This window comes from Paenibacillus polymyxa (assembly GCF_018614975.1).
Classification (GTDB): domain Bacteria; phylum Bacillota; class Bacilli; order Paenibacillales; family Paenibacillaceae; genus Paenibacillus; species Paenibacillus polymyxa_E.
Genome location: NZ_JAGGNR010000018.1, coordinates 78,534 through 93,342 on the forward strand (window position 1 = coordinate 78,534; position 14,809 = coordinate 93,342).

The following is a 14,809-nucleotide window of genomic DNA, read 5'->3' on the forward strand; positions in this document are numbered from 1 at the left end:
ACGGAAAGTTACGATCCGAAAGGAAGAGAAAAATTGCACTGGCTTGCGAGATGATGCAGGCCGCTCCTATGTCCATGTGCCAAGCCTACGTACTGATGGACTCATGGTATCAAACGTTTTCGGTGCTTCAAACCAATACCAAGCAAGGATTTCATGACATTAGTGGCTTGGAAACCAACCGCATTTCGTTTTTGGTAATCGCTCAAAAGTTTTGCTTCTTATATTTCGAAATCGGATACCAATCTAGTGACCATCGGCTCCGCCGCTTATCGGGTATATCGCTATGAAGGAAAGCACATTCTTTTGGACAACGCCGCAATGCTGTTGTGTTGGAAAGAGGGGGAAGGTTTTGAGCCCCAGGATATGAAGGCTTTTCTAAGCACAGATGTTTCACTGACACAGTATATGGATACTTGTAGGCTTTTTAGACTTCCAAATTATTAAAGTGATTATTTACAAGTACAGTTATTTACCTAAAATAAAATGACTCCAACATATAAGTCTGTTGGAGTCATTTTAAAAACTATGAGAGCCGAGATAATTTTTTCTGATAGCAAACAATTTCTCAGTTAAAATGAAAATTAGGTATCCTAATCCACTACCAAACATATTTAGAATTACATCGTCTATATCTGCAATACCTAGACAGGTTGCAAATTGAATTAATTCAATACTAACAATGATACCCAATGAAGTAAGCATTACTTTGGTGAAAGAATATCTTTTATATAGTAAAGGTAACAAAAATCCTAAAGGGATAAAGATCAATATGTTTCCAATAAAAAATTGAGTCACTACTCCTAAACTTGGATCACGTATGAAAGAATGTACTGAAGCAGATATTGATCGGAAGGGTTCGATCGAAATGTTCCATATTCCATAACGTTCTCGTTGTTGAAGCACTTCTTCAATTCTCTTTTCAACAACATGAAAATTACCAAAGAATTTCACTATAACAAAATTAACTAGTCCGAGTAGATAGATCACAAATGTAGTAACAATGATCTTTTTTATAATTATTATCACACTTTCTTTTTTTGAATAAATAAAATAAAACGAGAGTCAGATTTCTGACTCCCATTTTTTAAAATAGTTGGTTATTGTGCACTAGATATAGTGCCATTAAAAGCAAACTTCAATCCACTTCTAGGTACAGAAAATTCTACGTAATATTTATTACTAGAACTCAAACCTGAAAATGTGATAGAGCTTGTTGTATTAGGATTAATGTTACCGGATGCTACTGCCTGATTACTAGCATTATACACTGTAATTGTCACTCCGCTCAAGCTACCTGGAGTCTCTCCTACATTTTTCACATTCGTGACAGTAACTTTCATTTTTGAAGATCCTTTTATCCATTTATCAGTGTAAACTTGTGCACCAACCTCACTAACTTGGTAATTATAGCTACTTACTGACAAGTCATGAATTGACGCATTACTACCTGGCGCGTTAGCACCCATTGGAGTGATTACATTTATATTTGCAGGTGGTGCCGTTTGAAGATTATGTACACTCGTATCGGCAGATACCGCTCCTGCTGATAAAGATAACAAAAGAGCACCTGCAACTAAACTACTTACTAATTTTTTCATTTTATTTCCTCCTAATTACATTATATATACACAATATACCATTTAAAGATTTTGATGTAAATATATACCTATATAGTATATACATATATAAACATTAAAACCAAAAAATAACTACCATCGTATTGCCAACAGTGTCTTTATTTACCGATGCTATCGGATTTGGTGAAATTATATTGTTTGTCCTATACATACGCAAAAAGATCCTACGATCTATCTGATCTTCATGTCCGAGTGAATCCATATTACGCACCTTCCTCCTGGAACAAACAGTTTAATGCCAACGCCGCTTAAAAAACTTTTTTAATGTGGTTTCTTCTTGCTGAATAACGTTCCAGAATATGCATATGCGTCACATAGACTGACATAGAAATGCTTCAATTTAATCAAAATCACAAAAAGCACAGATTCATTTGTCATTTGAAACAAATTAACGTTAGATTTCAGCCCATCAGCTGTAAATGGAATTATAATATGGATTAATTATGCAAGATGATAGATTCCAGACTCCAGATAGATCACATGTTATTGGGGAAGGACGGTGGTTGTGTGGGGGAGACAACGCTTCATATTACAGTTAGAGACATGTTAAAACGTCCCGTGTTTCGCAAGGCAGAAGTCCTGGCCAGTGATCGTGCGCTGGAGCGGTATGTACGCTGGGTTCATATCATGGAGGTTCCCGAGGTAGGGGACTTGCTCAACGGTGGGGAATTGGTGCTGACGACAGGCATTGGCTGGCAGGAAGGTGAGCAGCAAGGTCTGTCTTTTCTGCGTCAGTTAATTGCACGCGGGGCTGCTGGACTATGCATGGAGCTGGGAGACCACACCAAATCGCAGCTCGGTGCCATGAAGGACATTGCAGTTGCCGCGGATTTCCCGCTGATCTGGTTCCACGAACAAGTCCGTTATATCGATATTACGCAAGACCTGCATTTCACCCTGATTCGCAGTCATCAGCGGATGATCGCTGAACTCGATAGTCTCACCACCTCCTTTAACCAACTTCTTCTGAATGGAGATGGCGTACAACCTTTGCTTCGATTATTGTCACGAACAACCGGATGTGCTGTGGCATTATATCCACTTGAAGGGGAAGCGAGTAGCGTTCCCTACTGCCCTCCAGAGCAGCTGGAGACTCGTCGGCAGGATTGGTTTTTGCAGCGAGGACATTTGGCGGGAGAGGATATTACAGCGTTAAAAGTATACACGGAGATCACATTGGATGTGATCAGTATGCCTGTTCAGGCGTTGGACTACACCTTTGCGGATCTTGTACTCATGCACCAAGAACTGGCGGATCACGATTCAAGCATACCAATCCAACCTTCGGATGAATTCGTCATTCAGGCACTGGAACGTTGCGCGGCCGCGATTGCCCAGGACTGGATGCGAACCAAATACATGGAAGAGAAACGCCGCTACAAGGAAGATATGTGGGTCATTGACTGGCTTAACGGACATCACTCCACGAAGGAAATCCATGAATATGTATCTAACGTTAATCCCCTTCTCGCAACGAGCAAAGCCACCATAATCTTATTCGACAGCAACCCCGCATACACAGACAGTCTTAAACTTCAGAAATTATTGATCCAACGCAACATCGTCGCCCGTTCCGTGTTCGGTCGGGAGAACTTCACCCTCTACAGCACCGTTCTGAACCACCAGATCATTCTTATCATTCTCGACCCACTATCCGGATCTCAGCGCAAAAGCAGTCTCTGGCGCTGTATCGAACAGTTGCAGCAGCACGAGCAGGAACAGACCCACTGCCTCTTCTCAGGCCTGATCGGTATCGGTCATAACTGCACAGACCTCTCCCGTCTCAAGGATAGTCTGGAATCCGCGAAGGAGACACTGCGAATTCAGAAGGACATCGGGGTGATGCAGCAGCCCTTTTACAGTAATCTTCATTGTTACCGCATCATCGCCAGTATGAAGCAGAGTGGCAATCTGGATGATTTCATCGAAGAATATCTGGGGCCGCTCATCCGTTACGATGTAGAGAAAGGAGGTCAGCTGCTGCGCACACTCAAGCAATATTTGGTCCTGTGCTGCTCCAAGCAAGAAACGGCCACCGCGCTATATATCGTTAGACAGACGCTATATCACCGTTTGGACAAAATCGAAGCCCTTCTGGGAGAAGACTATATCCTCCCCGAGAAGCGGGTAGCGCTCGAACTTGCACTCTATGCCTATGAGTACGTACACGGCCCGATCGCATGAAGATCTTCAGCATATGCTAAGCTCCCCGCTGCTCCTGAAGCTGGCGAATCAGGATGTGACTGAACCATTTCCGTCCAGACGCTGTGCCTACGTATTGCTCTTGTTTCTCTTCGGGAAGATCCGGGTGCCCCCATATGACGTGAGCACCCTCCAGATGTTCCCGTACCGCATAGATCCGATAACCCTGCGCAACCATTCGCTCTATGGCGATCCTCTCCGCTTCAAACACATCATGATCCGACATCAGCTTCTCCCTCCATTCACTGCCGTTACAGGCTGTTTCATCGGTACGGGTGCACCTGCATCGTATTTAGCACGCTTCACATACTGCCCCGCCCCTGCCATTCCGGCAAATTGCCGATCTCGAATGACATATTCCCCACGGCACAACACCGTCACCGGACAACCCTGTACCTGCATGCCTTCAAATGCGCTGTAATCCACGTTCATATGATGCGTATCTGCCGAGATCACCCTGTTTACAGATGGGTCAAAAATAACGATATCCGCATCTGTCCCTACGGCCAGAGTCCCTTTCTGCGGAAATAATCCAAATAACTTGCTCGCTCTTGTCGAACACAGATCGACCCACTGATTCAGCGTGATCCGCCCCTTGACTACACCTTCCGAATACAGAATGCTAAGCCGGTCCTCAATAACAGGCCCCCCGTTAGGAATTTTGCTGAAATCATCCTTCCCCAGATCCTTCTGCCCTTTGAAATTAAAAGAACAATGATCGGAGCCAATTGTCTGCAGTTGACCGCTTTTCAATGCATTCCACAGCACTTCCTGATGCGCTGCTTCCCGCAGCGGTGGTGACCAGACATACTTCGCACCCTCGAAGTTTGGCTGATCCATAATCGACTGATCCAACGTCAAATACTGAGGACAGGTCTCCCCCCAGATTCGGTAGCCCATTTCACGCATACGCGCGATCTGCTCCACCGCTTCCGCACAGGTCACGTGCACCACATACAGCTGTGAATCCGCCAGTGCAGCCAAACGGGCCGCACGCCCTGTTGCTTCTCCCTCCAGCATGGATGGACGAGTCAGCGCATGATGAATCGGGTCCGTGCGCCCTTCGGCGAGCGCCTGTCGAACCAGCAGGTCAATGACATCCCCGTTCTCGGCATGAACCATGACAAGTGCGCCGTACTCTTTTCCCTTTTGCAACGTCTGGAAGAGAATCCCGTCATCGGCCTGAAACTGGTTTTTATATGCCATGAACACCTTGAAGGATGACACACCCTCTTCTTCAATGATCTGCGGCAGCTCCTCCAGCACCTGATCATTCATCTCCCCAATCATGAGATGGAAACCGTAGTCGATGGCGGCTTTACCTTCGGCTTTGGCATGCCACTCCTGGAGGGATTCGATTAATGGACGGCCTTTTTGTGTCAGACAGAAATCAATGATCGTTGTTGTACCACCAAAGGCTGCAGCTGTCGTTCCCGTCGCAAAATCATCCGCCGTTACCGTTCCACCGAATGGCATATCCAGATGCGTATGCGGATCGATACCGCCCGGAATGACGTAACAGCCGGCTGCATCCACGACTTCCGTTCGTTCGTCCGGTATGAGCCCAATGGCAATCTGCATGATTTTACCCTTTTCGATCAAAATATCTGCTTCAAAGGTATCTGACGCTGTGACCAACACACCGTTACGAATCAATTTGCGGGTAATCATGATATCGCCTCCTTGGTTGATTGATCTCTAACCGATTGCAGCATCGCAATCGCAGACTGACGTTCATTCCAGGTTACAGGTTCCTGCTCTGGCACAAGTTCAACCATCTCAATCGCCCCATCCACTGGGCACACGATCGAACACAGATTACAGCCAACACAGTCCTCTTCCACCACTTCCAGATAGGAGCCGGACGGGTCGGTCAACATATCAATACACTGATGCGAGGTGTCCTCACAAGCAATATGGCATTTGTTGCAATTGATGCAGACATCGCGGTTGATGCGAGCGACCACTTTGTAGTTCAGATCGAGATTGCCCCAATCCGAGTAACGCGGAACCGTCTGACCGACCAGTTCTGCTACGCTGCTTAGACCCTTTTCATCCAAATAATCATTCAGCCCATCAATCATGTCCTCCACAATGCGGAATCCATGATGCATCGCTGCGGTACATACCTGAACCCCTGTAGCGCCCATGAGCAAAAATTCTGCTGTGTCCCGCCAGTCGGATATGCCACCAATACCCGAGATCGGCACACCCACCTCTGGATTACGCGCACACTCGGCAACCATGTTCAGAGCAATTGGTTTCACCGCTGGACCACAGTATCCACCATGCGCTCCTTTGCCACCTACATGCGGCACGGTATTCCACGAATCCAGATCCACACCTGCAAGGGAGTTAATGGTATTGATCAGGGAGATCGCATCCGCGCCGCCTCGTACGGCTGCCCGGGCGGTCGCCGTAATATCCGTGATATTCGGCGTAAGTTTCACGATTACCGGTGTGGTCGCCACTTCCTTCACCCACATCGTCTGTAGTTCGACCAGGTCAGGTTGCTGACCAGAGGCGGCTCCCATACCACGTTCAGCCATGCCATGCGGGCAGCCAAAGTTCAGCTCCAGACCGTCGACGCCGACGGCTTCCACCTTTTTCACAATCTCATGCCACTTCTCCCGCGTAGGTTCCACCATGAGTGAAGCAACAACGGCGCGATTCGGGAATCGCTTCTTGGTCTCGGCAATCTCCCTCAGATTCACTTCCAGCGGACGATCCGATATCAGTTCAATATTGTTAAACCCCGCCACCCGCTGTCCACCAAAATGAACCGCCGCGAAACGCGAGGATGTATTGATAATTGGCTCACCCAGTGTCTTCCACACCGCACCCCCCCAACCCGCTTCGAACGCACGCTGAACCTGATACCCTGTATTGGTCGGTGGTGCAGAAGCCAGCCAGAATGGATTGGGTGATCGAATACCTGCCAGATTAATGGATAAGTCTGCCATAACGATCCCTCCTTGGTGTTGTTTGAACTTGTAGTCTGCTGCTTATGGCACAGAAGATACTTACACATACAATTTATTACCCGTGCATTGCATAGCGCCTGCTCATGCCGGCTCTTCCACCTGTCCAGGCAACGCCTTCATAACTGCGGCAGCAGCCAGCTTACCCTGCTGTGCAGCCGAGACAACCATCGCCTCACCCTGACCCTGACCAAAAATAACGTCTCCTGCCGCATAGACCTGAGGATGCGAGGTACGGTACGTATGCGGCTCGATCTCAACGACACCCCAGTGATGACGCAGACCAAACGCTTCGATTAGTGGTAATAAACGATGCTGTCCAATCGCCCGGATGACCGTATCACATTCAATCATGAACTCCGATCCCTTGACAGGCACAGGCAATGCAGGCCCACCGCCAGGCGGGGTAACCAGCTCCATTTTCACGCATTCTACAGCCTGAACCCGACCGTTCTCATCTCCAATGATACGCTGCGGCATAGTAAACCAGCGGAACTCCACACCCTCCTGCTTGGCAAAAGTATATTCAAACGCATACGCCGTCATCTGGCTTTGCCCGCGCCGATATAACATCTGCACCCGCTCCGCACCAAGACGTACCGAACAGATCGCGGCATCTACCGCCGTATTACCCGCGCCAATAACGGCGACCTTCAGACCATTCAGCGCGGGCGGAACACCCTGCTTGGTAGACTCCACCAGTTCAATTGCATCGTAGACACCTTCCAGTGTCTCCCCTTCTATGCCCAGCATAGGTACTGAACCCATGCCACAAGCCAGAATGACCGCTTCATGCTGCTCCAGCAACTGCGAAGCAGGGATATCCACACCGATGCGCACTCCATAACGGATCTGTACACCAAGCGCTTCTACCTGCTCCACTTCCCATAGCGCAACCGATTCGGGCAAACGGAAGGATACGATGCCATACGTATTCAGCCCGCCGCCTTTGGATCTGGCTTCATAGATCGTCACCTCATATCCTGCACGCCCCAGTTCACGTGCCGCTGACAATCCCGCAGGTCCAGCTCCTACAACAGCGACGGTTCTCCCATTGGCAGGTGCCGCCTGGAATAACCGCTCATTCTTCGTCCGGGCCCAGTCGGTGGCGTAACGCTGTAAATCACCTATTCGAATCGGCTTCGACGATTCGTTCAGCACACATGCGCCTTCACACAGTTCTTCTGTGGGGCATACACGTGCGCAGCTGGCTCCAACCGGATTCGCATCCATGATAGTGCGAGCCGATCCTTTCAGGTGCCCTGTTGATATTTTGCTGATAAACGAAGGGATATTGATATCGGTTGGACAGGCCTTGATACAAGGTGCATCGTAACAGTACAGACAGCGGTTTGACTCCTCCATCGCTTCCTTGCCTGTCATGGTCGGTTTCATCTCAGCAAAACGATTCTCCCACCCATAATCGGATAACGTTGTTCCTGAACTGTTCATCAATGTCATGCACCTCCTGAAGTTTGATCCTGGCTAACCTCCAGCTGCTTCACAGACTAACGAGCTGTTCGTACGTTTCCGGCCTGCGATCACGGTAGAACTGCCATACATTACGTACCTCACGAATCATCTCCGTATCCATCTCGCCAATAACGACCTCATCCTGATCACGGCTGCCGATCGCTACCATTGTGCCTCTCGGGTCGACCAGGTACGACTGTCCATAAAATTCACCCATATTCCATGGCGCTTCCATACCGACCCGGTTGATGGCTGCAACATAATAGCCGTTAGCTACCGCGTGAGCAGGCTGTTCCAGTTTCCACAGATATTCCGATGTACCCGCAACCGTAGCGGACGGATTGAACACAATCTCTGCCCCCGCTAGCCCGAGCAATCGTGCCCCTTCCGGAAAATGACGATCATAACAGATGTACACGCCGACTCTGGCGTAGGCCGTATCAAATACCGGAAACCCGAGGTTACCTGGTTTGAAATAATACTTTTCCCAGAACCCATTCGTACCCCCACCTGCTTCCACATGCGGGATATGATGTTTGCGATATTTGCCCAGATACGTACCATCTGCATCAATGACAGCTGCCGTATTGTAATACGAAGCAATGCCCTCCACCTCGTACACGGGTAAAATAATCACCACTGCAAGCTCCTTCGCCAGCTCCTGAAACCGTCTGGTCGTTGGTCCTTCCGGCACCGGTTCAGCGGATGCATACCATTTTGGATTCTGCTCTGTACAAAAGTACGGCCCATAGAATACTTCCTGCAACCCGATGATCTTGGCGCCTCTTGCAGCAGCTTCACGGACCAGCGCAATGTGCTTCTTAACCGCAGCCTCTTTGTGCACTTCAACGGGAGCCGAACCTTCAATCTCATGAGAAGCCTGTATTAATCCGATGCTGATTTTGCCCATAACGTCACAACGCCTCCTGGGGTAAAATGATTGGTTTGTTCACTCCACTGCACATCCTCCGAATGGTGCGATATAACACTTCCGTGCCGAGCCCAATATCCTCTGGCGAGGAATATTCGCTGGGATGATGACTGATGCCGTCCTTGCTGCGAACAAAGATCATGCCATAATCACACACAACCGACAGGGCCAATGCATCATGGAACGGGCCACTCATCAGTTCTGGCAAAGGCACTCCGATCTCTTCCGCGGATGAACGAATCACCGACATGATCGGCTCTGCACAATACCGCGGCTCACTGTTCGTATCCTCTGTCAGCGAGTAAGTTAGACCATATCGGGAACTCACGTCATCCAACATGTTCATCAATCGGGCTTCAAGCCGGTTCCTGCGCTCCATCTCCATGTCTCGTAAATCAACCGTGAAGCTTACTTCCTCCGGAATGATATTCCGGGAGTCTGGAAACACCCTCAGACTACCCACCGTACCTACGGTTGGAACTTCCGGGTCTTCTCTCACCATATCGTCAAAAGCCGCAATGACTTTGGCGCTGCCTACCAAAGCATCATGCCGCATCCCCATCGGAACAGAGCCGGCATGACCCGCCATGCCTTTCATCGTCACCGTAAGCCACAGCGGGCCCGAGATGCCCGTCACCAGACCTACAGGTGCATTCAACGCTTCCAGCACCGGCCCCTGCTCAATGTGCAGCTCCAGATAACTGCCTATGGAACCTGGCGGATAGATCGCTTCTTCAAAATCCGATGGAGAACAGCCGAAAGCCTCCAGCGCCTCCCGGCGGGTCACTCCGTTTTTATCCTGACGCTCCAGTTCTCCCTCTTCCAATTGACCAGTTATACCGCGTGAGCCGAACAACCCTTTGTTAAAACGGGAACCCTCTTCATCGCAAAAGGCAATTACCTCAATCGTCATAAGGGGCTGAATGCCATTTTCGATCAGACATTGCACGGCTTCGAGTGCGCCAAGCACACCGATTGCTCCATCATATCGACCGCCATACGGCTGAGAGTCGATATGGGAACCAATCATGAGGATCGGCAGCGCCTGATCCGCACCTTCCAGACGACCAATCAGATTGCCAAACGGATCAAGTCGCGTCGTCAAACCGGCCTTTTCCATCCAGAGACGAACCTGAATGATGCCATCCATATCTTCCGGCGTCAGGGCAAGTCGGCAGACACCCGTCTCCGCGATTCGGCCAATCTGTGACAACTGCTCAATTCGCTCATTCAGCCGAAGCTGATTAATGAGTTTGCCTGTTGTGCTCTGCATCCTCCCTCGCCTCCTTGCGTATATTTATCACGTTAACCTGCGTCCAGACTACGTAGCGCAACGAGCAAACTTCCGGCGATCAGATCCAACTCATCCTCGGTGGTGACAAAAGGTGGGGAAATCGTCAAAATGTTAGCAAACCCCGGCACGGTATCACCGTTCTTGCCAATCAGGATGCCATCCCTTTTACAACTGGCGAGTACCTTCATTACTTTATCCGCTTCCGCAGGAGAACCGTCTGGTTCAATCAACTCAATCCCACAGGCGAATCCGAATGAACGGATATCCCCCACAATGGACAGCTCCAGCAGAGGTTCCAGCTTCTCACGAAGCAGGTATCCCAGTTCCTCCGCGCGGCTGACGAGATTCTCTCGTTCCATAATTTCCAGATTCGCCAGTGCAACTCGGCAGGACACCGGATTACCACCAAATGTATTCACATGGCGAAAATGCGCATCCGGGCCGGGTTCCCTGAACGTGTTATACAGATCGGCTCGCATGGCCGTTGCCGATAGCGGTGAATACGCACTGGTCATGCCTTTTGCCATCGTCACAATATCTGGCTGCACACCATAGTTCTGATGACCAAACTTCTGCCCTGAGCGGCCAAAACCACAGATTACCTCATCTACAATGAGCAACACGCCATAGCGCTGACAGATCTCTTGTACGGTACGCATGTAATCCAGCGGTGGGACAATCATGCCGCCCCCGGTGATCACTGGCTCCATAATTACTGCGGCAACCGTCTCAGGACCTTCCCAACGAATCACCTCTTCATAGATGGTTGCACATTCGAGTCCGCATCCATCCTTGTTTCGTCCAAACGGACATCGGTAACAATAGGGTGGTGGAACATGAGAGAAACCTACGCCGAGCGGCTCGTATTTGATCTTGCGGGCGGCTTGCCCGGTGGCGCCCAGTGCGCCCATGGAGTTACCGTGATAGGCACGGTGACGGGAAATGAATTTGTGACGAGTAGGCTCACCGTTCTGATGGTGGTATTGACGGGCTATTTTGAAAGCCACCTCATTGGCATCTGAACCTGAGTTGGAGAAGAATATACGATACTCCCCCTCAAGCCATTCATTCAGCTTCTCTGCCAGCAAAATCGCCGGTTCGTGACTCTGCGTCATCGGTACATAAGCGAGTGCTTTCATCTGTTCATAGGCACTCCGCGCAATCTCCTCACGGCCATGCCCCACATTCACACACCACAGTCCGGACATCGCATCCAGATAACGCGTACCCTCCTGATCAGTGATCCAACTGCCCTCCCCACTTACCGCAATCATCGGATGATCGTTATGAGGCGAGATGTGATGCCATACGTATTTGCGATCCTTCTCCAGCCATTCTTCCTTCGTACCGCCAAGCGGCTGCTGATCCACAGAACTCATTCGTCATCCTCCTCTCTTTAAGCTGGACCTACAGACTTTACACTCGCCACTCCGATTGCAGTACCATCTTCAGATTGGTTCTGCACTCTTCGTTTTCGTGTAAATGTTCGTCCACGCTTATTTCACCGCTTCTTCCAGGTCCCAAAGATAACGGACACATGATCAACATCAATATGGCAGGCTTCGGGGACTGTGGCTGAGGACATGGAGGACATGGGCATTCTCCTTTATGGGGAAGTTGTTTTCATTGCACACCGAGGCTGAATGGGAGGTTTATATACACGAACGTAACAGGTTTTGCTTGTTAGATAATACTATATCGCTTTGGGCGGGAATTACATTATACAGTGTGTTTTGAGTATGGGCCTGTTCATGTTACACAATGTAAAATGAGACGGATTCTCAGATACATACATGTGAGCTTTCTTCGTAGATAGCTAACGTACATTTCACCTAACAACAAGCGCACGTTCATTTGTATTTATTGATTAAATATTCGGAAAATATGACATATCCCCTCGTATTCTTGTTCGTTTTCTTGTATAAAGATTGAATAGAGAGGGTGGAATCCAGTAGAACGAAGCTTTCAAATCCAGAAATCGGGGTGGTCATGATGTTTGATTGGCTGGGATGGAGAAAAGGATTGTCGCTGTGGCGATCGTATCGGTTGAACGCACATATGAAGGAAGATGTGGAACAGATTTTTGAGGGAATTGCCGAAACGAGAAGGCAGCTTATGATGGACTGGGCAGATGAACAATGGAACCACCTGGATCGATTGCTCCAACAGTTACAGTCGGTCCAATTAGAGGATGTATTACAAGGTGCACAGCAACGAAGCAAACTAGATCCATGGTTTCAAGCCAGTTATATTCGAGCCGTTGACAGTACGGAGCTATTCATGCTGAACGAACAGAATCAGGTGGTATTCTCTACATATAAGAAACATATTGGACAGATCTATGAAGATCAGGAAGCTTTGATTGGACCAGGATTGAGTTACTCCCGAGCAGATATTCATGGGAAAAAGTGTTTGTATGGCCCTTATTCCGATCCACTGACGTTGGATATTGGACCACGCTCGTCCGCTTTTCACGATGATGTCACCTTGCTGTTTATCAACCCAATTCTACAGGAAGGTCGATATGTTGGTTCATTATGCAGCCGTGTTCCCGGGGATGTCCTGGGTGACCTGATTCAACGAGAATCAGGCCATATCTATCCCGACTCCGGTGACAACTATCTCTTTATGGCTGAGTCGAAATTACGGCCCCATCTACAGCCCGGCACTGCCTTGTCTCGAAGCCGCTTCGAGGATCGTACTTTTACACATGGGGAAAATCTCAAAGATGGTGTCACCACCGAATGGGGTATCGTTTCCGTTAAGGAGCACACCGAGCTGGAACTCATGTTCACTGATCCGTCGACCGGAGAACTGCACCCCGGAGTAGCAAATACCATTCAGAATGGTTCCAATCTGTTCGTAGCTTTTCCCGGCTACTCGGATTACCGCCATATTTCTGTGATCGGCAAAGGCATCACCTTCCAGCTGCCACACTGTCCTGATCGCTGGGGTATGATGTGTGAAGGGGATCTGGAGGAAGTGTATCGGATCCGAAGCATCGGCTGGCGCCAGTTCAAGCAGCACAGTTTCTTCACGCTCTTGTCAGGCATTGCAGGAGCCTCCCTTGTCTATGCCTTCACTGGTAGTGGTTGGAGCGCAGCAGCAATGGCCGCTTTTAATGTGTTATTAGGATTCTTCACTGCATTACAGCTGCATCGCAGCCAATATCGACGGGTTCATGAAGACTTACGCCGCATCAGCCGATTTATTCGAATTAACGCCGAAGGCAGAGGTGATCTGACCCAACGCCTGGACACGTCTGCTTTTGCCCAAGATGAATCAGGCGAACTGGCGAAGTGGATCAACAACATGATTGACTCTCTGGAAGGCATTATGCTGAAGGTACAACTTGCCACGGTAGACGTTATGGACAACCAGTATCAGATGCGAACTTCAACAGAGACAACCCAGGGTACGACTGAACGTGTGAACCACAAGCTTGGTTCGATGATTCAGGCCATTCGCACCCAACTGGAAGATCTCGATCAGGCCAAGATCGCTGCCGATCACATGCGCATAACGCTGCAACAACTGGAGACCTCTGCAACCGAACAGATCGGCGTGGCCCAGCAGGAAGTGGAACGAATCGGTGACAAAATGACACAAATCTCAGGAGCGGTATCGGATACCAACCGTACCATCCTGTCCTTCATGGACACAATGAAAGAAATTTACCGTGCACTGGCTGTCATTGATGAAATTTCAGCTCAGACCAACCTGCTGGCTCTGAATGCCACCATTGAAGCTGCACGCGTGGGCGAACATGGCCAAGGGTTCTCAGTCGTGGCAGGGGAAATCCGTAAGCTGGCCGAGTTATCCCGCTCTTCTACTGAAAATATTCATCAGATTCTGGACCGAATCTCAACGGCAGCAGGAGCTGCATCCCAATTAATCACAGAGGGTGATCAGGTGCTGGCTGAAGGAACTACACTGGTTCAGGCCGCTTCACAACTTCTGCAAAATGCTACCGCTGAAGAACCTGAGCGCACTCAAGTCGTGGATCAAGTGGTCATGCTGATGGAGAATATTGCTGCAATCAGCCATCAAAATCGGGCGACTTCTGCTGAGGTAGAAGCAGAGATGATGGAGCTGATCCATGACATGTTGCAGGTTCAGCATGCTTCGCATAACGTGGAAGCCATTACGGTATTTTTGCAACAACTCGTGGGACAATTCCATCTGAATCACCCCGCCAAAAATACTGTCATCTGACGTCATCGTTGACGCGGATTGGAGAAATAGCTAAAATTTGATGCAACTGTTCCTTTTGAATTTGTCGTATCATTTA

At 49.0% G+C, this 14,809-nt stretch carries 11 protein-coding genes; 2 read left to right on the forward strand and 9 right to left on the reverse strand.

All coding sequences use genetic code 11. The features are described 5' to 3' along the window. Nucleotides 1-516: 516 nt before the first annotated feature. Nucleotides 517-1,026, reverse strand: a complete 510-nt coding sequence (locus tag J7E78_RS30050; protein WP_397330590.1) for a VanZ family protein — start codon at nucleotides 1,024-1,026, stop codon at nucleotides 517-519. Between the two features lie 71 nt (nucleotides 1,027-1,097). Continuing rightward, the gene (locus tag J7E78_RS17025) at nucleotides 1,098-1,598 is read right to left on the reverse strand and encodes a hypothetical protein (RefSeq protein WP_215077409.1); all 501 of its coding nucleotides are present in this window, start codon (nucleotides 1,596-1,598) and stop codon (nucleotides 1,098-1,100) included. Nucleotides 1,599-2,144: 546 nt separating this feature from the next. On the opposite strand from J7E78_RS17025, the gene J7E78_RS17030 reads away from it, so the two are divergent. Then, complete coding sequence (locus J7E78_RS17030) at nucleotides 2,145-3,821, forward strand: PucR family transcriptional regulator (RefSeq protein ID WP_311517644.1); 1,677 nt, start codon at nucleotides 2,145-2,147, stop codon at nucleotides 3,819-3,821. 16 nt (nucleotides 3,822-3,837) lie between these two features. Here the strand turns inward: J7E78_RS17030 and J7E78_RS17035 are convergent, their stop codons facing one another. The 7 genes from J7E78_RS17035 to J7E78_RS17065 all read right to left on the reverse strand — a co-directional run bounded on the left by J7E78_RS17035 (nucleotide 3,838) and on the right by J7E78_RS17065 (nucleotide 11,897). Next, nucleotides 3,838-4,065, reverse strand: a complete 228-nt coding sequence (locus J7E78_RS17035) for a hypothetical protein (protein ID WP_062836929.1) — start codon at nucleotides 4,063-4,065, stop codon at nucleotides 3,838-3,840. Next, the gene (gene hydA / locus J7E78_RS17040; RefSeq protein ID WP_215077410.1) at nucleotides 4,065-5,510 is read right to left on the reverse strand and encodes a dihydropyrimidinase; all 1,446 of its coding nucleotides are present in this window, start codon (nucleotides 5,508-5,510) and stop codon (nucleotides 4,065-4,067) included. The genes J7E78_RS17035 and hydA overlap by 1 nt, the downstream gene beginning before the upstream one ends. Continuing rightward, nucleotides 5,507-6,802: an NAD-dependent dihydropyrimidine dehydrogenase subunit PreA gene (gene preA / locus J7E78_RS17045; RefSeq protein ID WP_215077411.1), complete on the reverse strand. Its 1,296-nt coding sequence runs from the start codon at nucleotides 6,800-6,802 to the stop codon at nucleotides 5,507-5,509. The genes hydA and preA overlap by 4 nt, the downstream gene beginning before the upstream one ends. 102 nt (nucleotides 6,803-6,904) lie before the next feature. Continuing rightward, on the reverse strand, nucleotides 6,905-8,272 hold the full coding sequence (locus J7E78_RS17050) for an NAD(P)-dependent oxidoreductase (protein ID WP_215077482.1): 1,368 nt from the start codon (nucleotides 8,270-8,272) through the stop codon (nucleotides 6,905-6,907). A 49-nt stretch (nucleotides 8,273-8,321) separates the two neighbouring features. Further along, complete coding sequence (locus tag J7E78_RS17055) at nucleotides 8,322-9,203, reverse strand: nitrilase-related carbon-nitrogen hydrolase (protein ID WP_215077412.1); 882 nt, start codon at nucleotides 9,201-9,203, stop codon at nucleotides 8,322-8,324. Nucleotides 9,204-9,207: 4 nt separating this feature from the next. Next, on the reverse strand, nucleotides 9,208-10,497 hold the full coding sequence (locus J7E78_RS17060; RefSeq protein WP_215077413.1) for a M20 family metallo-hydrolase: 1,290 nt from the start codon (nucleotides 10,495-10,497) through the stop codon (nucleotides 9,208-9,210). A 32-nt stretch (nucleotides 10,498-10,529) separates the two neighbouring features. After that, nucleotides 10,530-11,897, reverse strand: coding sequence for an aspartate aminotransferase family protein (locus J7E78_RS17065; RefSeq protein ID WP_215077414.1), 1,368 nt, complete (start codon nucleotides 11,895-11,897; stop codon nucleotides 10,530-10,532). A gap of 610 nt (nucleotides 11,898-12,507) precedes the next feature. Here J7E78_RS17065 and J7E78_RS17070 point away from each other — a divergent pair. Continuing rightward, nucleotides 12,508-14,733 carry a methyl-accepting chemotaxis protein gene (locus tag J7E78_RS17070; RefSeq protein ID WP_311517645.1) on the forward strand — a complete coding sequence of 742 codons (2,226 nt, stop codon included), beginning with the start codon at nucleotides 12,508-12,510 and terminating at the stop codon, nucleotides 14,731-14,733. The last annotated feature ends 76 nt before the right edge of the window (nucleotides 14,734-14,809 follow it).

Coding starts and splice junctions, on each gene's coding strand:
- J7E78_RS17060 (WP_215077413.1), bottom strand. CDS start 10,497: ATGCAGAGCACAACAGGCAAACTCATTAATCAGCTTCGGCTGAATGAG.
- J7E78_RS17055 (WP_215077412.1), bottom strand. CDS start 9,203: ATGGGCAAAATCAGCATCGGATTAATACAGGCTTCTCATGAGATTGAA.
- J7E78_RS17050 (WP_215077482.1), bottom strand. CDS start 8,272: ATGAACAGTTCAGGAACAACGTTATCCGATTATGGGTGGGAGAATCGT.
- J7E78_RS17070 (WP_311517645.1), top strand. CDS start 12,508: ATGATGTTTGATTGGCTGGGATGGAGAAAAGGATTGTCGCTGTGGCGA.
- preA (WP_215077411.1), bottom strand. CDS start 6,802: ATGGCAGACTTATCCATTAATCTGGCAGGTATTCGATCACCCAATCCA.
- J7E78_RS17035 (WP_062836929.1), bottom strand. CDS start 4,065: ATGTCGGATCATGATGTGTTTGAAGCGGAGAGGATCGCCATAGAGCGA.
- hydA (WP_215077410.1), bottom strand. CDS start 5,510: ATGATTACCCGCAAATTGATTCGTAACGGTGTGTTGGTCACAGCGTCA.
- J7E78_RS17065 (WP_215077414.1), bottom strand. CDS start 11,897: ATGAGTTCTGTGGATCAGCAGCCGCTTGGCGGTACGAAGGAAGAATGG.
- J7E78_RS17025 (WP_215077409.1), bottom strand. CDS start 1,598: ATGAAAAAATTAGTAAGTAGTTTAGTTGCAGGTGCTCTTTTGTTATCT.